The sequence below is a fragment of the Janthinobacterium sp. B9-8 genome (genome assembly GCF_000969645.2).
Classification (GTDB): Bacteria; Pseudomonadota; Gammaproteobacteria; order Burkholderiales; family Chitinibacteraceae; genus Iodobacter.
Genome location: NZ_CP014222.1, coordinates 3,129,749 through 3,150,040 on the forward strand (window position 1 = coordinate 3,129,749; position 20,292 = coordinate 3,150,040).

Below are 20,292 nucleotides of genomic sequence, written 5' to 3' on the forward strand. Positions count from 1 at the left end.
GTGATCAATCATCAATATTACTCACCGAGATTATCAATGCTCACCAATCTGCGCTTTTTTAGAAGCTCTTTCATCGTCACTATCCTTGGTTTGGCCGCCGCCTACTGGTTAGGCGGCCCTAAAGCCATGTTTATTGCCGCCATTTTGTCTGTATTAGAAGTGTCACTTTCTTTTGATAATGCAGTGGTCAATGCAACCGTACTTAAAGACATGGATGCTGTTTGGCGCAAACGTTTTATGACTTGGGGTATGCTCATTGCCGTATTTGGTATGCGGGTTATTTTCCCGGTACTGATTGTGGCCGTGATTGCACACCTTACTCCTTGGGCTGCTTTAATGATGGCTGTTAGCCAGCCAGAACAATACGCCGCAGCATTAACCTCATCCCATATTGTGGTTGCAGGCTTTGGTGGCGCATTTTTGATGATGGTATTTTTGAAGTTCTTTTTTGACCAGGATAAAGAGGTTCACTGGCTGCATATTGTTGAATCGCCTTTGGCTAAAATGGGAAAAATGGGTGGAATTGAAATTGGCCTTTGCTTAGTGATTGTTTATTTAATTTCTACTCAACTGGGCGATCATGGCCAACTTAGTTTTATTCTGTCATCCATTGCCGGAATTGTGACTTACATTATTGTTGATGGTTTTGGTGCTTTATTAGGTGGCGAAGAAAACCACGGCCAGGCAACTGTAGTCAGAACAGGCTTCTCTGCATTTATGTATTTAGAAGTACTGGATGCCAGCTTTAGCTTTGATGGTGTAATTGGTGCATTTGCGCTATCCAATAATATTTTCATTATTGCAATTGGCTTGGGTATTGGCGCGATGTTTGTTCGCTCGCTCACCATTATGTTTGTTGAGAAAGAAACGCTTGATCAATTCAGATACCTGGAACATGGCGCATTTTATGCAATTGGTGCGCTTGCCTTTATTATGTTTATCGGCACATTCCATGAGATTCCTGAAGTCATCACCGGCTTAATTGGTGCAGGCTTAATTGGTATTTCTTTACTGGCATCGCTGCATTACAAAAAAAATAACTAATTAAAGTTTCACCCCAAAAAAAGGCGATATTTCTATCGCCTTTTTTTATTTCTTAAATACTGAATCTGCAGCCTGCATCTAAAAATTTCTTACTAAAAACAAATAAAAACTTTCAAAAAACCAAAATAAAACCACTTCCGCTCATCAGCTTACTCGTGCTAGTTGTTTTAAAAAAAGATAAAAAGTCGTACATTTTAATGACCACCCTGACTCATTCAGAGAAAATCATGAAAGTTAAGAATAAGCTAATGCTACTATCAGGTAGCCTTATTGGTATTACTTTAATGCTTACCATGCTTAGCCTTTCTTGCTTGGAAAATGGTTCACAAAACTTCCAGACAACTATCGCAGATCGGGTGATGCCGCTTGTGCAGCTCAAAAGCGTATCCGATATGTATGCGATCAATATTGTCGATACCGTTCACAAGGTTACCAATGGCAGTATTTCTCCCATTGAAGGCTTAAAAAACGTCAGGACTGCTAGAAAAACCATCAAGCAAGAGTGGCAAACCTATAAGGCCACACAGCTCACGACTGAAGAAGATAAGCTGGTGCAAATCGCCGATAAAAGCATGATCCCCGCCACCGCCAGCTTCGATCTACTCGAAAAATCATTAGAAAGCAGCAACTTTGCAGCCATCAATGAATATGCAGCCACCACCTTGTATCAGCGTGTCGATCCGATTACCGACGCGGTAGACAAGCTGATCAAACTGCAGCTTAGCGTGGCCAAAGAAAATCTAGATTTATTCAGACATAGCCATAATCAGGCCATCTGGGGCGGCGCTTTATTTGTCGTCATTGCCACCCTATCGGGCGTTATTCTTACCTTCTGGATTATGCGCTCACTACTCAACGATCTGGGCGGCGAGCCCAGCGATATGCGCTCTGCAGCCACACGTATCTCTGAAGGCGATTTGGCCTCGCCCGTGCATGTGCCCAGTAATATGCGGGATAGCTTGGCAGGCGCAATGGAATCAATGCGTACCCAGCTTGCCGCCTTGGTAGAAAACATTCAAAACTCATCCACCCAGCTCGCCACCGATGCCGCGCAAACGCGCAGCAGCAGCCAGGAAGTCCACGAATCAGCCGGAGAGCAAAGCGATGCCGCCGCCAGAATGGCTGCAGCGGTAGAAGAATTATCCACCGGTATGGCTCATCTTAAAGACTATTCAAGCTACGCCTTTGAAGTGGCCACAACGTCTGGCCATCATGCGGAGCAAGGTGCTCAAGCCTTAGAAGAGCTAACCAAAGAAATGCAAATCGTCTCTGATAGCGCCCATATCGTTACCGATACGGTCAATAATCTGGAAGAACACAGCGCCAGCATTGGCCGAGTTGCCCGTGTGATTCAGGATATTGCCGAGCAAACCAATCTGCTGGCTCTAAATGCAGCCATTGAAGCCGCCCGTGCAGGCGAGCAAGGCCGCGGCTTTGCCGTAGTGGCCGATGAAGTCCGCAAATTGGCCGAGCGCACGACCCAAGCCACCCGGGAAATCCAGGAAACGCTGGGCACAATCACCAGCACCACCCACGATGCAGCCACCAATATGCGCAACAGCCTAAGCCAGACCGAGCTGGCTTTAGAACATGCAAATCGTAGTAGCGAAATGCTGGGGCTTATTAAGAAAAGCGCGGGAGAAACCAAAGATGCCATGGCCAAAATCACTGATGCCTTAGCCGAGCAAAACACCGCAGGCCAGGAAATTGCCGTGAATGTACAATTGATTGCCGTGATGACCGAGCGCTCTTTCTCTGCCTCAAAAGAAATCAATATCGCGGTAGACCACAATGCTGAGCTGGCACAAACACTCAGGCAGGCAGCGGTGCGATTTAGTTGTTGAGGGCATTTATAAATAACAACAGCCGCGAATGATTCGCGGCTGTTGTTATTTGAAGGGGTGTTGGCTCATCACACAGAGGGCGGGTGAAACCCGCGAGTAATGCTGAAAATACGCGGGTTACACCCGCCCTAAGATAATTCAATGATTGTGCGGCAGCATCAGATCGCTCAATCAAAAAGTGATCCCAAAATACCCTAATCCTTAGACCCCCTCTGAAACCGTAAACCAAATCCAAATTTATCATTCAGCTGCTCATGCGCACTTTTGCCATTGGTTTGGGCAAAGTATTCCACCAGCTTGGTCACTTGCAGATTGCCGCCGATATTTTCAATCATAGCAATCGCACACATAGAGGCATCGCTGCCATTATCCAGACGCACTTCTACTGGTGCTCTACCTGGCACTTCGATGGTCACTACGCCGTCAGTTGCTGCCCAGTTAGCAGCACCTTCATAAATAAAAGTAAAAATCACAAGCCGTTTAATATGCTGGAACTGATCGCCATTGATAAAGATATTTTCCCCGCCCGCATTACTGCCTGAGCGATCATCGCCTTCTAGATGAATAAAAGGCGGCTGGGTAAAACTGCCCCAGCTATTACCCAGCGCTTGCACACCACCGGGCGTGCCATCGGCCATTTGAAACATGCAGGCTAAATCAAGATCAATCTGATTGCTCGCTGCTGGTTTATTAATCAGCTTATTAAAAAAACCGCTTTTCGCAGGTTCAGCCAGCTGTGCCGATTGGTTCCAATTTAAATTCACGCGAATACGGCCAAAGCCACCGCTGGCGTTTTTCTCTAAGGAAACCTTATCACCGCGTTTTTCCAGCGTAATCTTTGATAATGAAATAGGTTTTGCTGCGGGTGCGGGTGCGGGTGTGGGTGTGGGTGCGGCAGATGCTTCGGCCTCAGTCCCACCAAAATGCTTAAGCAAGGCCGATAAACCACCATTAAAACCCTGCCCTACTGCGCCAAAGCGCCATAAACCATCCCGCCGATATAGCTCACCGACAATCACCGCTTTTTCATCCTGAAAATCAGCGCCCGAGAATGCAAATACCGCATCGCCCAAGCGCATCGAGCTGGCTCCTAATTGGCGCATCACACCATCACCACTCACCGAAACCGCAAAAACCAGCTTATGAATGGTGTCCGGTAAACGGGCCAGATCGGTCATAAAACTTGCACTGCCCGCGCCCAACTCCAGCACCACGGCGTTATTTGGGCACGATTTCTGGTTAAAAAACACCATATAGCGATCATCAGACAGCTGCTCATTAGCGTCCAGGCCAAAGCAAGCAATATCCACTTCCATAGCCGCCATATTCAGCACCACAGGAAACGCCCCTGAGCAGCCCAGATCAGCCAGCTTAGCCTTCTGTCCACGTGCAAAATTTGTCATGATTCTCGATCTTTCATTAATTTAATAAGTGATGTGAAGTAGTGAAACCCAAATCTTGAAACACGGAGAACACAGAGTTTCACGGAGAAAACTATGAAATAAATAAAGCCCTATTCTTTAAGTTATCAACATTCTCAAACCTGATAATCTGGGTTTTCATCACGGCTCGTAGCATGGGGCTTAAATCCCCCCTGAAGCCGCGACACGAGGAATAAGCGGAGCGGGGTTTCGGAAAAGGGGTAGCGAGCTTGCTCCCGAGCAGCCTCTACGCCGAGCCGATTATCCGCAGTGAGGGGCCTTCGTGCTTTTGAGGTTGCGGCTTTGCTCCCTTTCTTGGCCGTTCAAGAAAGGGAGTCCCGCGCGAGGGACTCCCGCACCAAAATCAACGTGCCGAAGGTACTAATAAAAGCCTTTTTGACTTTGTTCAGCACCTAAGGGCTAAAACTCGCGTATTTCTACATTAAAAAAGCAAATACGCGGGTTTCACCCGCCCTACAAATGCCCAAGGCACAGCCCCCCTACACCATCGAATGAATCCCAAACACCCTTGCCTGCTCCAATACGCCATGCGCCCATGCGCGGTGAGTGGCGACTTCGCACATGGAGTCGTGCATCCTAAAAACCGCTGGGCTGGCTTCGTCGATAATTTTTAACGCTACATCCACATCCCGATGCTGCACCCGATAGTGCTGCTCAATCAGTGCCACTTGGCTAGGATGAATCGCCGTTTTTCCGACCATACCGTGCGCCAAGTCTTCTTCCACTTCCTGAGCCAAGAGCGTTGGATTATCCAAATGCTCGAACACCGGAGCGGTCAGCACAAAGCCATAAGGACGGAAAATCGTCACCAGCTTTGAAATCACCGCGCCCAAGGGGGTTCTATAAATACTGACATGCCGTGGACGGCGAATACCCAGCAGGGCTAAGAGATCATTGCCGCCAATACGCAGCGCCAAAATATGATCCCGCACACCGGGCCGCTCCAGGCAAAGCCGCAGCTGCTTCATTTCTGCATCATCAAATACTTCCACCGTTTCCAGCGTAGGCATCAGCATAAAATGCGTTTTGCGCACCTGCCTAAAATAAGCATCAAAATTATGATGAGTGATTTTGGGCAATACAAAACCAGTCAGCTTTTCTACACCCGGCATAGCCAGCACGCGTTTCATCACCTCGGGGTTTCTCACCCGTACAAAACGCTCGGTTGTTGGCCGCTCAACCATCTGCTGCAAGACCAGCGACAAGCTAAATAAGGCATAACTTAGCTCGCTTTCAGCCACCGCATCTTCGGTACAAAAAATCACCGAGCGCAAATCGCCCAGCAACTCACCATCAGCAATCTGCTGCAAATCTTTATGTGTGGCAGGCACATAAAGTGAAGCTCCCAGGACCTTAGCCATCTATTGCACTCCTCATCAGAGAGATTGCCTGCAAATTTTTATGTATTACGGGTGCGTACAAAGAAGTTCCCAATATTTTTTTAGCCATCTAAAACACTCCCAATCAATGATACTGCTTGATAAGGCAGGCCCGCATCCACAATGAGCGGCACGTTTTTTTCTATTGCCAGCAACTTTAAATGCGCCACATCGGCTACCGCCGGATCTCGCAAAATCAAGAGCCTTGGCACTCTGCGCAGCAACACGCGGGTGGCTTCGCCTATGCCGGGCTTAATCAGATTAAGGTCTTCAACACTGTACCGCTCTTGCGTTGCTTGCAAAAAATCAGTGGAAACCCGGGCCATTTTTACCCGATCAATCGGTAAAGCAGTAGGCACTCCCTGCTGAGCCGCTAAGCGAGTCGCATCGGCCACTAAGCCATCAGAAAATAATTGCGACTGGTCTTGTGACTCAAATTCATCGTAATAAACGCAGCCATGAAAATCGTCCGGTCCGATTGAATCATTGAGCACCGAGCGGCTAACGAGGCCAGAAACGGTGGCGTTCAAGATGCTGGATGGAATCAGATAGTCCTCTGCCGAGGCCGCACACGCCGCCGTGCCCGCCAGATCAGACAACACATAGAGTCCAGTATCGATAGCGACCCGATGCTGCAAATTAAACGCATTCACTGCCTGCTCCAGCACACGTGAAATCACGCCTTTCCCAGTCCATCCATCAATAAACACAATAGATTCCGGGCGATGCCCCTGCTGCAAAATATGCTGCAAGGCTACCGCATCAATGCCTCGATCACGAATGATCGACACCGAGTAATGCGCCACTTCCCGCCCTAATACGCACTGCAAAAGATGCTTCAAAATCACGCCAACGGGCGTTCCCGCACGCACTAAGGAAACAAGCGTAATCGGCCCGCTGCGTCTTGCCGCAATCAGCGCCGCCAGCCTTAAGCAATCTCCTGCCATTTGCTGACGATTGGCCGCGAGTGCATCTTTAAAAACTTGCAAATAGCGCGGAGAAGGCAAGGATTCGGGCGACAGCATTTCGCTGTAATGACGCGCGCCCGATTGAATCAGAAACTCTTTATTTGCTACATCAATAAACGGCTGTTGCGATAAGCGTTTAAGCAAAAAGCGCACATCATCCGGACGATAACTACCGCAAAAACCACGATTATTCATAAAGCGGCAACAGTCAGCTTGGCTAGCTGTGTGCCATTCGGGATCAGGGCGTAATCACAGCTCGCCATAAAGCGCGCATCGGATTGGCTATCGCCCATGCCGATAGTCATGATTTCACCGTGCTCTTTTTGCAGCAGTGAGCGCACGTAGTCCACAGCGCGGGCTTTATTTAGTGTTTTTGGTAGCACGGCCAAATTATTGCCATTGCGGTGAATAAAGAAATCTTTGCCCTCGCCCGCCACCCAAGGCGCAACGGCTTCACGCTCGATTTGCTCCAGATTAGCATCGATCTTATCGGGGTCTTTAATCAGCGCATAAAACGGTGTATTGCAATCCTCAACCAAACGGGCACGGCCCTTTAAACCGACTTTTTCGCAGTAGTCATCAATCACCGCCATCACAGCGTGCAGGCCTGGCAGTGCCTGCTCCATATCCACACGCATCGCTTCAAGCCAGAATTCATCCACATTGCCGCAGGGCTTGAGCACCACACCACCGTAATCGATGATGGAATAACTATTAAATGGTAAATCAACCCGACGCAAGGCATCCAGATTGCGCGCCGTGCTTGGAATCAGCGTCATGGATGCGCTCATCATTTCAAAAAATGCACGCTGACGAGGCGTGGTAAATGAAATAGCCGCGCCGTCTTTCAGATAGCCGACCGGACGTAAATCATCTACCCCAGCGCACTTGCCCAGCGTTTGGAATAAGGTGTCGTCCAGATCAACGAACAGATATTTCTTCAATATGATTCTCAGATAAAAAATGGAATAAACGGCCGCCTACCGCCCGTGCAGTACTATACAGCGCTTCATTAGGCGGGGTTTCATGACAAACTAATACATGATCGTACTGGCCGATTGTGACGTTATAAATATAGTTTTCTACACCTTCGCCATAGTTATCCGCAAAGCTTAGCGCATGGCTCACAGCCCCCCATTTCAGGATCGGGGAACGTGTGGTCGATTGCACCAACACATCTACTCCCAAGGCTTCTAGTGCGCTACCCAGCAAAAAAGCCGGATGCATAAACTCGCCCGTGCCTAAAACCAATACCTGATCCCTAGGCTTAATTCCAGCGGCTAATTTTTGCGCCAGAGCATGGGGAGCCGCGAGCGCACGATTCAACCCCAAGCGGCCAAAATCGCCATTTGCACCACGATCAGCGTGCGCCTCAAACACCTGCGCCGCGCTACGGGACGGCTGCAAGGCCCCCGCTGTAAATACATATTCGCCACTTAAACTTGCAGCAATAGTCACCGGAAGACCAAAGCGTTGCGATAGGGCCTCGTTTGCCGCCTTACCCATAAAATTGGTAATGGTAGCAAGGTGAACGTGCTCGATATGGGGATTAAGCGCCCGGCAGGCATTACTTAAATTTAAAAAGGTATTGCCGGTACTGGCTTCATCGTCCACCAGCACGAGGGATTTAGCGCTTAGCAGCAGATCCCGCAGCTCGGCATCTTGCGGCATATGCAAAAACTGCCGTGGTGCGTGGCTGTGTGCTTCGGCAAATTCGATAATATCTACACCGCCAACGTGATAGCGCGAGGTATGCAGAAACAGCGCTTCTGTAGCTGGGTGAGCGCTTTTATAAGCCTCAAAAACCCCTTGTCCCAAGCCAATCGCCGTCTCGGCCATGGCGATAAACACCACAGGGCCGGGTAAACCAGCGGGTACTTGCCCAGCTAAATCCATATGGATTTTACGCATCAGCGAGGGGCGCACCGGCCAGTGCTTACCCAGCACCTTGCTTAAAAACAGAAACCCCCGCTTGGCGTTGGCGCGCGCGGCAAAGCCCATCAGCTCGTCCACGCTAAATGCGCCAGCATCAACGGTGAGCTCCATCAGCCCGGTGGGCAATTCAACTTTAATGGTATGCGGGCTAGTCATTACAGCGCCGCACATGATGCTTCAGGTATCACGACCTGCACTTCGGTATCCGCCAGTACGGCAGCACGGCCTAACTCTGCAACCCGGATGCCATGCCGCACTTCTGGGATATGTAAGTGCTCAAAACCGCGATCAAAGCCAGCCAAAGCGAGGTAAGGTAAATTAGCTCCGGCAAGGCAGGCCATGGCGATACCGCCTGACATGCGAGGATTAATTTCTAATAGACCAAGGCCACCCGCTCTTTCTTTGAATTGCACATTGAAATTGCCATTCAAACCAAAGGTTTTAGCCAGCTGACGCACGCTATCTAAAATATCGCTGCGCATCTCGATCATCTGGCCACGGCCAGCTTGCTTCATTTTTTTACGCGGCACGGCACATACCAGGCGGCCATTGTCGCCAACGCAATCCACGCTGTATTCATGGCCATCAAGATACTCCATGACAATCATGGTTTTAAAAGTGCCCATTGCGGCAAAACCACGACGCAAATCATCAAGACCAATATGGTATTGCACGCCCTCTACCAAGAGCTGCGCGCTGGATCGCTCTTCTTCAATCACCGCAAAACCCAAGCCAAACACCGATTTGGAAGGCTTAATACAGAGCTTGGCGTGATCTTGCTTAAGCGCTTGATAAGCCTCTTCAAACTGCTCTGCCGTTTCCACAATCCGAAATGCGGCCGGTGGTGTGAGCGGCAAATCGACAGCTTGATAAAACGCCGCCTTATCGTGCAGCAGCTCCAGCATTTCAGCTGAGGCCACGGATAAAACACGCGTGCCCTGCTGCTCAAAGCGCTCACGCTCCGCGCTGATTAATACCGCTTCCTTACCGGGGATAAAAATCGTAATGGCGTGATCAAGACAAAATTGTAAGCACCAAGCCAGATATACTTCGCCCTGCAAACCAGAGGGCTCAACCACATATTCGTGAGCTTCTTGAAAAGCCGCTGAATATGGATTGGTATGACTCGACACAATATGATATTCACCAAGAACATCAGCCTCACGAATGAGGCTGATGGCGGCGGCAACAGATGAAAATGTTTTATTAAACCAGACGTGCTGCATGGGAACCTTAAGGCGCGATTAATCGCAAGGCCAGGCAAGCTCGATGTCATTTCATGGGGAGGGTGAAAACCCGCCACAAACAGCATTGCAAACGGCGGGTTTTCACCCGCCATACAAAATCACAATCAACGCTTACCAGCCGTGCTTTTTCTTAGAAAAAATTATAAATGTGGTGTGATTTGTGGCATCAGCTCATCAAAGGTGCGGCCATTGCCAATTTCACCGATGGCGTGCATTTTCCACTCATTATTATGGCGATACAGCTTGGCCATAATCTGCGCATTATGCGAGCCCAGTGCGGATAAATTAAAGCGAGCCACTTCTTTATTGTCATTCGCGTTCAGGATACGGCAAGTGGCATTGGCAATTTGCGAGAAATTCTGGCCAGTAAAGCTATTCACTGTAAATACCAAGCTTTTAACATTGACAGGTACGCGTGTCAGATCAACCACAATTTGCTCATCATCGCCATCGCCTTCACCCGTGCGATTATCGCCGGTATGCATCACCGAGCCATCTTTAGATTTCAGCTGGCGAAACCACACTGCATCAATCGGATGATTTTGCTCGTCAAACAAAATGCAAGATGCATCCAGATCGATATCCGGCGCGCTGCCGCCAAAGCCTAGGAAACCTTTGGACTTCACCGCATCCCAGGCAAGGCCCATGATGATTTTGCTTAATGTAACGCCAGCCTCTTTATCGAGGGAAATCTTCTGGCCTTTCTCTAGGTTAATCGCCATGCTGTACTCCTTGATGAATTAAGTATTATAGGGCGGGTGAAACCCAATCCTATCAACCGAAGGATAATCCGTAGCTTGGGTTAGCAATCTGCGTATGAGGTTTACCTCACGCAGTGATATCTCGCGTAACCCAACATTCTTTTGCACCTTAATGTTGGGTTACGCTAGTTTGCATAGCCAAAATCGGCCACACCAACTAGCTAACCCAACCTACACCAACAACATATTTAGCCAGCGGTTTTTTTCTTCAGCCACTCGGCAAAAGAATCTCGATTTCTAGAGCAAATAAATACCTTACCTGTGCCGCTAAAGCGCAGCACAATGCCTTCGCCACTGGTCACGCTATTGACCAGATTACCCAGCATACCGCCGAGGCCACCGCCGGTGTTGCCTGTGGTTACCGAGATTTCGTATTGCAAATTATTGTCCCAGCACACCACATGCGAGTTATCGATAATCACATCTTTGCCGGGCGCGACATCCAGCTCAAACATCGAACCAAAGCCCGATACCACCACCTGCCCTGTACCCGAGGTTTCCATCACAAAAAAGCCACCAGACTGGGCAAATAGCGCGTTGCCAATACTTTGCGTACGCACTTTCATTTCTGTGCCCGATGTTGCCGCTACAAAAGCGCCATCGTTTAATAAATATTGTTTTGCGCCCACATCAATGACTCGCAAAGCACCCGGCAGAGTCGGCGACAGCAGGCAATCGCCTTCACCCCTTACCGCCTCAATTTGCTGCTGAAAGAAAGACTCGCCATTGGCAAAACTGCGCATCAGCGCCCTGCCTATCCCGCCATTCATACTGCCTTTTAAATCCAGATTGGCTTCCATCATCACCATTGCATCGGATTCACAATAGATCTTGTCTCCCTTTTGTAAGGAAACATGTAAAAACGGATCAACATCACCGGTAGCAGTAAATACAATCATTGGTCAGCAACACCTTTATACATTTTTGTTTCACACAAATTATTAAATAAGCCCATGCTGAGCAGCCAGCTTTAGCCAGCCAGGGTATTCAGTCATGAGCAGGTCATACAACGCTGCATCAGAATACTCATCAGGAGAGCTCAGCGAGAAATAATCGGCATTATCAATCAAGCGCCCTGGTAAATCATCAAGGCTTTCTAGAAAGGGGAAATCAGAATCGGCAAACGCCAATAAGCGTTTACTCTTCGATTTTCTGCCCTTACCAATCCCCATAAACTGCCAGAAAATGGGCTCTTTACTCGACCAGCGCAATTGCTTTTCGGTCAGTGCTTGATCTGAGGTAGATCCATCAGTTACAAACATGACATAGACCGGCTGGCTTGCTTTACTCTGCCCGTGGCATTCGCCACCTGCGTTTTCTGGAAAGTAACATTTGCGAATCGCCTCCATCGCACGCCCGTAGCGCGTGTCGCCTTCTAAGGGGTGACGCTGGATAATCTGCTGGATATAGCCCTGAAAGTTAGCTAACTCCATAGGCGATGGCTGATGGACCTTTTCGCCAAACAAGAACACATCAATGGCACCGTCATCGTCAAACTGACAAGCCAATGCAAGAATGCGCTCCGCAAAAGATTGTACTAGCCCCTTTTTATACAGGGCACTCATTGAGCCGGAAATATCAAGGCATAAACAGACTCTGGCGCGATGGCGCTCTAAGCCCGCTTTTTGCAGCGAAACACCCGCAGCCTTATGTAAATTGACCAGCTGCGGCGCTTCGCTCGCTATTTTTTTCTCTAAAGAGACCTTAGCTGGCAGCGGATTATCTTCAACGCTGCCACCAAAATGCCTCACTAAAGCATCCAGCCCGCCATCAAAGCCTTGGCCCACGGCCATAAAACGCCAATCGCCATCTTTACGATAAAACTCGCCCAGCATTAAAGCGCGCTCGGCAGAAAAATCAGATCCTAAAAAAGAAAAGCGGGCATGTTCACGCTCTCCCTCAATAATTCTTAAATAACCAGAGCGCAAAGCCGACATCGCCCCATCTTCGCTCGCACTAACCGCCACCACTACCCGCTCAATGCTGAGTGGTAATTGATCGAGCTGGAAAGCAAAACCTACTGCATCCGCTGGCGTTTTACACAGCACAACGCCACCGCAAGGGCTGCGTGGCTGATTAAAAAACGTCATATATCGATCGTCAGATAATTTGCCAGCCGAATCCAGCCCAAAGCAGGCGAAATCGACTGGCAAACCTTCGGCAACAAGACCCACTTGAAAGGCACCCGTCGAAACCAAATCCCGAATTTTCAGGCGCTGGCCCTTTGCAAGTAAGGTCATCAAACTGCCCTTTTTAAGCGCTAATACCGAAAGAGCGTGCCAGTGGGCCTAAGCCACCTGCAAAACCCTGGCCTACCGCTTTGAATTTCCACTCTGCGCCAGCACGGTAGATTTCACCGAAGATCATGGCTGTTTCTGTTGAGCTGTCTTCTGATAAATCATAACGTGCGATTTCTTTATCACCATTGGCATCAAGACAGCGGATATACGCTTTGCCTACCATACCAAAGTTTTGCTTACGTGCTTCGGCATCATGAATCGTCACGCCAACGGTGATTTTTTCAATTTCTGCAGGCACCAAAGCCAGATCAATCACGATTTTTTCATCATCGCCATCACCTTGGCCGCTGGTGTTGTCACCCGCGTGGGTCACTGAGCCATCGGTCGATTTCAAGTTATTGTAAAAAATGAAATCAGAATCAGCACGAACCTTGCCGTCTGCTTTGAGCATAAAAGCACTGCCGTCCAGATCAAAAGCGGAGCCATCGGTAACGCGTGGATCCCAGCCCAAACCAAGCACTAGCTTTTGAAGGGAAGGTGCTTCTTTACTTAGATTGACGTTACCGCCTTTTTGTAGACTAATAGCCATGAACGATATTCCTTTAAAAAATCAACGATACGCCTTACTAAAAACGGCGACTATCTTACAAAGAACACACATCAAACCCAATAATACCAAAAATCATCTATTTAGCATCTTTCACTCGGGCCAAAAACAGCAAAGTTTTTCCCTCAAGCGGCCAGACCTTATAGATCTGTTCGCCCTCTGCCATTTTCAAGCGAAGCAAGATAAGTAATTATAATTACTAATAATTTCTTGCTTTGAGTATCAGCAATTAGATTAGTGTAGCCGAAGCAACAGCCAGCCCATAAATGTCATACGCTTACAAAAGACAGGACAAAGACATAAAAGTTTCATCCCCGCTTATTTATAATCGCGGTCGCTTATCATTTACAGGCAGCAAATGCTAAATCCGACAGGCTTAGCCCGCCTCGCCCACCATCTGCACCACCACCAGCCTGCCTCCCTCTCCCTTATCTAGCAAAATTTGCTGGCCGTCTTTCAGCTCAAGCTTGCCACCGATTGCAACTGTTCTTTTAGTTGCCACATCCATTAAATCGGGCAGGCCAACATTAAAAATCCACCACACATTGCGATAAAAAATAAAATAAGCCACGCGCGGCTTATGTTCATCCGCCAGCTTTTCATTTGGGGCTAGCAAATAGTTGGCATGCCAGGCATAAAGCGATTGTCCTTCCCAAACCATCAGCCGGTAATTATCGGGCCGGAACTGCCCTGTCTGCCGGGATGAATATAGATTAAGCACCGGCAGCTGGCCGTGATAAACCGAGCCACAAAACGGGCAGGCGGGCTGGGTGGAGTTATCAAACACAAACCATTTCTGCTCGCAGCGGCAAGGGAGCGCCAGATCAATGGTTTTAAGCAGTGCCGTTTCCCAATCATTGGCCGATGGGCGCTTAAGGGGATGATGCAGGCCGTCAACAAAAGCTTGCGTAAACAGGGGAGCCAGATAAGGGCCAGTCAGGGTGTAAGGTAGCTGACGCGTGTCGGCCCACGGCAGCTCAGTCGGCTTGGCGTCATTCAGATTGATGCGATTGCTTGAATCGCTAGGGTGTTCAATAAACAGTGCGCGCTCGCCCATAGCAAGCGCTTCGTCCTTCTGTTCATCATCCATATCATGTACTTTGCCGCCGCGCAGAGGGTGGCGATACAGCAAATACATATAGATCAGCACGGCAAGCGCATGCTGGTCTGTTTCGCGGCGCGGCAAATTGCGCTGTGGATCTCCCTTAGCCAGATGGCTGGTGCTCACCACTTCGGGCGCAATAAAATCAGGCGTACCCACCACATCCGGCGGATAACGGCCCGGCACCACTAGGCCATCCACATCAATCACGCAGGCAAAGCCCCCCGACGGATCGACCAGCACGTTTTTATACGACAAATCAGAATGCGCCAGCCCAGCCATATGCATACGGCGCACCGCGCGGGCAATCAGCACACAGATCTTTAAATGGCTCAGCCAATCGCCCAGCTCGCGCTGATCGACAAAACGCTGACGTAAATTGGCCGCAGCAAACCACTTGCCTTCTTTTTCTTTGCCCTTGATCTCGAGCATGTCATGATTTTTTGAGCCGAATTCAAAGAAAAAATGCTTAGAGTAAGTAGGTGCAATCAGCCCAAGCTTGCCTTCGTGCTCTAGCAGCGCCGTTGGCCAGCAAAACAGATTTTTCCAGTACTCGCCGCCCGCCTGATTAAAAATCCCCTCGCGGTATTTGCCAATAATCATCTGCAGCCGTTCAAGCGCCTGGGCATCCTGCTTATTCTTATAAAACGCCACCACATAAGATTTATCCGGCGAAAAATAAACCTCTTTCATCGCCCCGGAAGCAATCATCTCATCCACAAACTCAACCAGCTGCCCATCCAATGTGCGGCACTGAATCACCTTCGCCATACCCTGCTCCTGATTGCCTGCTGCAAACAAAAAAACCAAACCTTGATGCCTTTAAACCCAAAGCAGCGCAATGCTGCGGTCATCATGATGACCGGGTATGAAAAACCCCATCCAGTCCAGCAAGCTTTGCTCCGGGTGATCCGCCACAAGGCAAGGGGCGATTTCATCCCAGAGGGCATCCCATTTATCGCCGCTGGCTAAGCCTTTATCTGTTTCAAATTTTGGATCTGAAATACCGTCGCTCATCAAAACAACGGCCGAAATATCGCTATAACGACCAATTTTTACCCGCTGCGCAAAACGCTCTGAAGCTAATGCTGCGCGGTCTAAAAAGCGCGTTTGCCCTGCAAATTCACCACTATCCGGCAGGCCCATCAGCCTCACTTTACCGCGCGGCCCGTAAGCGGCAATCGCCCCGTCGCCCATCCAGAATGTGGCTAAAAAGAGTTGCCCACCTTCCCGTTTCACCGCTGCAGCTAAAAGGGTGGTCGCGTAATCCTTGGCGTCGCTTTGCTGTAATGCCGCAGCTTGCTCTATAGCACCCACAGCCAAAACAGCTGCATCGTGAAATAAGGAATGAAACCGCCCACCGATTTGCCCACTAATGGATTCGGGATCCGCATCCCAAGCTTGCAGGGCATGATTGATGCTGGCCCCAAGGTCCCCTTTTAAAGCGGCCAGCACATGCTCACCCGCAGTCTCTACCGCCAGCTTTGAGCCGCAGCGGGAATACTTGGCACTGCCAGCGCCATCGGCCACCAGCAGCACACTCCAGCCCGATGCGGCATCGTGCTGCACAAAAAAATCATCATCTCTGAATAGGCCTGCATGCTCATGCGAGCGACCACGACGGCTAGCGGCAGCGATGTTTAAATCGCCCGCATTGAATGCCAGTGCCGCGCTATGTAGCTTGGGGTACAAAGCGTCGCTGGCTGGCTCATTGATCTGCCACAGGCTACGCGGATCAGGATTCACTAGCAGCACGCATTGCCCGCCATGCCACTGCACGCCATCGGCCGACCACTGAAAGGTGATGAGATGATCGCCAGCCACTGCAGGCTGCCCCTGTAATTCTCCTTCCTCGCTCAAAGTGAGCGTCAGAGCAGCAGGTAAGACTATCTCTTTAAACTGCAAGGCCCGACTATTGCCCGCCACTTCACGCAAGCTAGCGCGATAATCCTGCCCTGCCTTGGCATTAGGCGCTTGGAAAATCACTTTGGGGCTAAGCGGCTGGCTAGCCACCGTGCCAGCAGGCGGTATTGCACCAGGTTTATTGGATAAATGGATAGGCGAGGATTCAGGCGAGGAATTTGAATCGGAAGGAAGGTGCATAGCAGTCTCGTGTGTCCCCCGTTCAAATCAATGACGAGGAAAAATAAAGTGATCAGAGAGAACCGTATAAAGAATTGGGCACGAAGCTAAAGACAGCTGTTCGCCTCGCAATAAAACCCAAATCTTGAACAACGGAAAAAAAAGAGAACACAGAGTGCCACGGAGAAAAACATAGCAAGGTTTTCTCCGTGAAACTCCGCGTTCTCAGTGCCCTCCGTGTTTTAAGATGTGGGTTTTGTGATGGGTACTCAACAATCACCCCCTCCCGCGCCCTACATCAAAGCCATCCTCATCCCCAGAACAACTAAACGAGACTAATTTTTTGCACCATGGGCAAAAGCCTTCTTCTGGGCCGTTGATGCACATGAGTTTTCCACAGCCGCAGGCAGCAAAGGCGGTGAAGTTGCCGCAGTGCGGGCAGCCCGGTGTGCCGATTAAATCTGCGCTATTTACTTTTAGATCCATGGCACGCGGATCAGACCAAATAAAATAATCTTCTTCCAGTGGATAGCATCCGGCAATCTCAAAGCGCGACACTTGCAGCTTAAAATCTTGGGTCGCTACGTTTTGAATGACTCGGTCGTACTTCATCAAATAGGGTTTGCGGGTTTTCTGGCAACGGCCTACCAGGGTAATGCAGGCTTCATCGGCTTGTTTGGAAGGTGGATTTTTGAAAATACGCATCAGGCTGGCATCGATATTGGCCAGAGATTGCGCTTCACTTTCACCCACGCTTTTGCTTTGAGCCACCACCGAAGCGGTCACCCAGTTAATAAACTTTTTGAAGTCGCCTTCCTGCGTGTCTTCAAACATCATGGCGTTGTCGGTCAACCTGCTTAGGGTTTCAAAATCGACCGACTGGCCCAAACCCACCGCAATCAGCGTGGCTTTTTTGGCGTACTTGGCATTCCAGCGATCAATGGCCGTATTGGGATTATCAGTTGGGCGGCCATCGGTAAAGAGATAGACAATCGGCTTCCAATCCCCTTTGCGATCAGGCGTGGTTTTCACCACGGCAGTATCTAGCTCGGCCATCAGCGTTTCTAATGCCACGCCCAAGCTGGTTCCCCCGCCAAGCGGCAATTTGGGCGGGTAAAAAGAAACCAGCTCAACCAAGGGAGCAATGGTTTTAGCCACACCCGCAAAGGCAATCACCGAGATATAGACAGTTTCTAGGGCATGAGGATCGGTTCTGAGCGCACGAACAATGGCTTGCAAGCCATCTTCCATTTTTTGCAGGCTGTCGCCCACCATCGATTCGGAACAATCCAAAACAAAAAATACCGGCAATCTGCGCATGGTTTTGCTCTTTTAATAACAGGCCTTACTTCGAATATGTCTTAGGGTGGGTTTCACCCAATCCTATCAACTTAAGAAAAAACGCGATGTTTTTTTGTAGGAGCGGCTTGTAGCCGCGAAAGCGCTGTGTATAAAAACATTCGCGGCTAAAACCGCTGCTACGTTACAAATCCGACAGGGGTTTCACCGCCCTACAGGACCAAATGAATTTCCGGTGGTGGCGGTGGCAAGGCCACATCATTGGCAACGCCCGCGCTGCTGCTGCCTATGGCTACGCTGGCAGAAACCCATTTAAAGAAGCCGGAAAACGCCGAGGCATCCAGGGTATCCAGCGTCACCACACGATCGGTTAGCTCCAGCAAATATTCTTGCTTGGCTTTGGGGCCTGCGGCACACGCAATAATGGCTCCAAACTGACACTGCTTAATCGCTGGAATCGCTTGTCTGTAGGCATGCAAATCAGACGGGCTGCCATCGGTCATTAAAAACATCAGCGGACGCCAATCGCCTTTTTCATCTTCACTGCTCTTTTGCACATCACGCTCTAGGCACTCAAGCAGCAGCTCCAAAGCCGCCCCCATAAAAGTGGCTCCAGCATTAGGGGAGCTCACTTCCTGCAGCTGCACATCGGCCAGCGGCGTTAAGGGCAGGTATTCGCGCGCTTCTAAATCAAAAGTAATAATCGATAGCGCCACGCTTTCTAAAGCGTAAGGGTCTTGCCTAAGCGCACTCAGCATGGCTTGCAAACCCACATTCACCGAATGAATGGGCTCACCACGCATAGAGCCGGAGGTATCAAGAAGAATGTAAACGGGAAGGCGTCTGCTCATGATTTTCTCTTAATGGGAAGTGCTGTGACTCGTCATCCCCGACTGTTGTTATCGGGGAGCCAATACAAATACTGGATTCCAAGCAACGCGGGAATGACGAAACCGAATAAATCAGCACATCCTCAGCTGTATTGTTTTAACCACTCAACAAATGAATCTGATTGCGATGGCGCGCCAATTGCATTGAATTTCCAGCCGCCATCCTCACGAATCAATTCTGCAAACAACATGGAACGGCAGTTTTCATATTGAGCACCGCCGGATAAATCAAAGCGCACCATTTCTTGCCCTTTGCCATCTTCGGCACGGATAAAGGCATTTTGCACTTTGCCAAAGCTTTGACCATTTGCGGCTGCATTATAAATTTGCACCACAAACACCACTTTTGCATATTGTTCCGGCAAATCATTCAGCCGAACGATCACCTGCTCATCATCACCGTCCCCGGCGCCGGTGCGATTGTCCCCCGTCATCCAGATCTGGCCTGAGTGATGGCGCATCGAATTAAAAAAGATAATATCGCCGCCCACCAAGGTAGAACGCCCGCCTTCGGTACCGCCAAAATTCTGCACCTTGCCATCAGCACCACAAAGAAACGCGATCACATCTAAATCGTACTCTTCTTCTTTTTTACCAAATAAGCCGCCCAAAAACCCTTTCTTTTCTTCCCGAATATCCCACCCCAGACCAATGGTCACAGTAGAGAGATCATTCTCATTTTTTTTGAGGCTGATACCTTGGCCTTTTTTGAGGGTCAGAGCCATATGAATTCCTTACAAAGTGCCATTAACAGACGATAGGAGAGATACGGAAGAAATGGGCGCCTGGCTTAAATGATTTGCTGACTTAATAAGCAAACCCAAGTAAGCCAAGCGCATCGCAATTAGCTTGCTGAAATACCAAACTGCGCACACAGAGGGCCAAGGCCACCCGCAAAGCCTTGACCTACCGCTTTGAATTTCCACTCAGCATTGTGGCGGTACACTTCACCAAAAATCATGGCGGTTTCGGTGCTGTAATCTTCTGATAAATCAAAACGCACGATTTCTACATTGTTATCGAGATTGACCACGCGCATAAACGCGTCTTTCACCTGACCAAAGTTTTGCTTACGTGCTTCAGCATCATGAATGGTGACGCACACGGCAACCCGCATAATCTCTGCGGGCACATTTTCTAAATTGATTTTTAAGGCCTCATCATCACCGTCGCCAGCGCCTGTGCGATTGTCGCCGGTATGCTCAACAGAGCCGCAGCTCGATTTCAATTGATTGTAAAAAATGAAATCGGCATCGCCGCGCACTTTGCCATTGTCGGTCAGCAAAAATGCCGTCGCGTCCAAATCAAAAGCTGCACCATCGGTAGAACGAGCGTCCCAGCCCAAACCCAACAAAATCGATTTCAGGCCCGGCTCTGTTTTAGAGAGAGAAACATTGCCGCCTTTGTTTAATGAAATAGCCATTTTTAATCCTTTCTGGTTTAAATAAGTAA

18 protein-coding genes are annotated in these 20,292 nt (G+C 49.3%); 2 read left to right on the forward strand and 16 right to left on the reverse strand.

Features of this window, described 5'->3' with window-relative positions; genetic code table 11:
• Window positions 1-36 precede the first annotated feature (36 nt).
• Window positions 37-1,044, forward strand: a complete 1,008-nt coding sequence (locus tag VN23_RS14035; RefSeq protein ID WP_046352450.1) for a DUF475 domain-containing protein — start codon at window positions 37-39, stop codon at window positions 1,042-1,044.
• 227 nt (window positions 1,045-1,271) lie between these two features.
• On the forward strand, window positions 1,272-2,888 hold the full coding sequence (locus tag VN23_RS14040) for a methyl-accepting chemotaxis protein (RefSeq protein WP_046352451.1): 1,617 nt from the start codon (window positions 1,272-1,274) through the stop codon (window positions 2,886-2,888).
• A gap of 194 nt (window positions 2,889-3,082) precedes the next feature.
• Here VN23_RS14040 and VN23_RS14045 read toward each other — a convergent pair whose 3' ends face one another.
• The 16 genes from VN23_RS14045 to VN23_RS14125 form a co-directional block, all read right to left on the reverse strand.
• On the reverse strand, window positions 3,083-4,291 hold the full coding sequence (locus VN23_RS14045; protein WP_046352452.1) for a TerD family protein: 1,209 nt from the start codon (window positions 4,289-4,291) through the stop codon (window positions 3,083-3,085).
• A gap of 518 nt (window positions 4,292-4,809) precedes the next feature.
• Complete coding sequence (locus tag VN23_RS14050) at window positions 4,810-5,691, reverse strand: HpcH/HpaI aldolase/citrate lyase family protein (RefSeq protein ID WP_046352453.1); 882 nt, start codon at window positions 5,689-5,691, stop codon at window positions 4,810-4,812.
• 80 nt (window positions 5,692-5,771) lie between these two features.
• Window positions 5,772-6,872 carry a cysteine protease StiP family protein gene (locus VN23_RS14055; RefSeq protein ID WP_046352454.1) on the reverse strand — a complete coding sequence of 367 codons (1,101 nt, stop codon included), beginning with the start codon at window positions 6,870-6,872 and terminating at the stop codon, window positions 5,772-5,774.
• Window positions 6,869-7,621, reverse strand: a complete 753-nt coding sequence (locus VN23_RS14060; protein ID WP_046352455.1) for a hypothetical protein — start codon at window positions 7,619-7,621, stop codon at window positions 6,869-6,871. Before VN23_RS14060 ends, VN23_RS14055 begins: the two co-directional genes overlap by 4 nt.
• Entirely contained in the window at window positions 7,599-8,768 is a 1,170-nt protein-coding gene (locus tag VN23_RS14065; protein WP_046352456.1) for a phosphoribosyltransferase domain-containing protein, read from the reverse strand. Before VN23_RS14065 ends, VN23_RS14060 begins: the two co-directional genes overlap by 23 nt.
• The gene (locus VN23_RS14070; protein WP_046352457.1) at window positions 8,768-9,838 is read right to left on the reverse strand and encodes an ATP-grasp domain-containing protein; all 1,071 of its coding nucleotides are present in this window, start codon (window positions 9,836-9,838) and stop codon (window positions 8,768-8,770) included. The genes VN23_RS14065 and VN23_RS14070 overlap by 1 nt, the downstream gene beginning before the upstream one ends.
• A 161-nt stretch (window positions 9,839-9,999) precedes the next feature.
• Window positions 10,000-10,581, reverse strand: coding sequence for a TerD family protein (locus VN23_RS14075; protein ID WP_046352458.1), 582 nt, complete (start codon window positions 10,579-10,581; stop codon window positions 10,000-10,002).
• A 227-nt stretch (window positions 10,582-10,808) separates the two neighbouring features.
• Window positions 10,809-11,519 carry a TIGR00266 family protein gene (locus tag VN23_RS14080; protein WP_046352459.1) on the reverse strand — a complete coding sequence of 237 codons (711 nt, stop codon included), beginning with the start codon at window positions 11,517-11,519 and terminating at the stop codon, window positions 10,809-10,811.
• Between the two features lie 42 nt (window positions 11,520-11,561).
• The gene (locus tag VN23_RS14085) at window positions 11,562-12,860 is read right to left on the reverse strand and encodes a VWA domain-containing protein (RefSeq protein ID WP_046352460.1); all 1,299 of its coding nucleotides are present in this window, start codon (window positions 12,858-12,860) and stop codon (window positions 11,562-11,564) included.
• A gap of 13 nt (window positions 12,861-12,873) precedes the next feature.
• A complete protein-coding gene (locus VN23_RS14090; RefSeq protein ID WP_046352461.1) occupies window positions 12,874-13,449 on the reverse strand; it encodes a TerD family protein in 576 nt (191 codons plus the stop codon).
• 394 nt (window positions 13,450-13,843) lie between these two features.
• Entirely contained in the window at window positions 13,844-15,340 is a 1,497-nt protein-coding gene (locus VN23_RS14100; protein ID WP_046352620.1) for a helix-hairpin-helix domain-containing protein, read from the reverse strand.
• Between the two features lie 51 nt (window positions 15,341-15,391).
• Entirely contained in the window at window positions 15,392-16,672 is a 1,281-nt protein-coding gene (locus VN23_RS14105; RefSeq protein ID WP_082752789.1) for a PP2C family serine/threonine-protein phosphatase, read from the reverse strand.
• A gap of 255 nt (window positions 16,673-16,927) precedes the next feature.
• Complete coding sequence (locus VN23_RS14110) at window positions 16,928-17,971, reverse strand: TerY-C metal binding domain-containing protein (RefSeq protein ID WP_046352463.1); 1,044 nt, start codon at window positions 17,969-17,971, stop codon at window positions 16,928-16,930.
• Between the two features lie 191 nt (window positions 17,972-18,162).
• Window positions 18,163-18,801, reverse strand: coding sequence for a vWA domain-containing protein (locus VN23_RS14115; protein WP_046352464.1), 639 nt, complete (start codon window positions 18,799-18,801; stop codon window positions 18,163-18,165).
• 122 nt (window positions 18,802-18,923) lie between these two features.
• On the reverse strand, window positions 18,924-19,565 hold the full coding sequence (locus tag VN23_RS14120) for a TerD family protein (RefSeq protein ID WP_046352465.1): 642 nt from the start codon (window positions 19,563-19,565) through the stop codon (window positions 18,924-18,926).
• Between the two features lie 119 nt (window positions 19,566-19,684).
• Window positions 19,685-20,263: a TerD family protein gene (locus VN23_RS14125; RefSeq protein WP_046352466.1), complete on the reverse strand. Its 579-nt coding sequence runs from the start codon at window positions 20,261-20,263 to the stop codon at window positions 19,685-19,687.
• Between the last annotated feature and the right edge of the window lie 29 nt (window positions 20,264-20,292).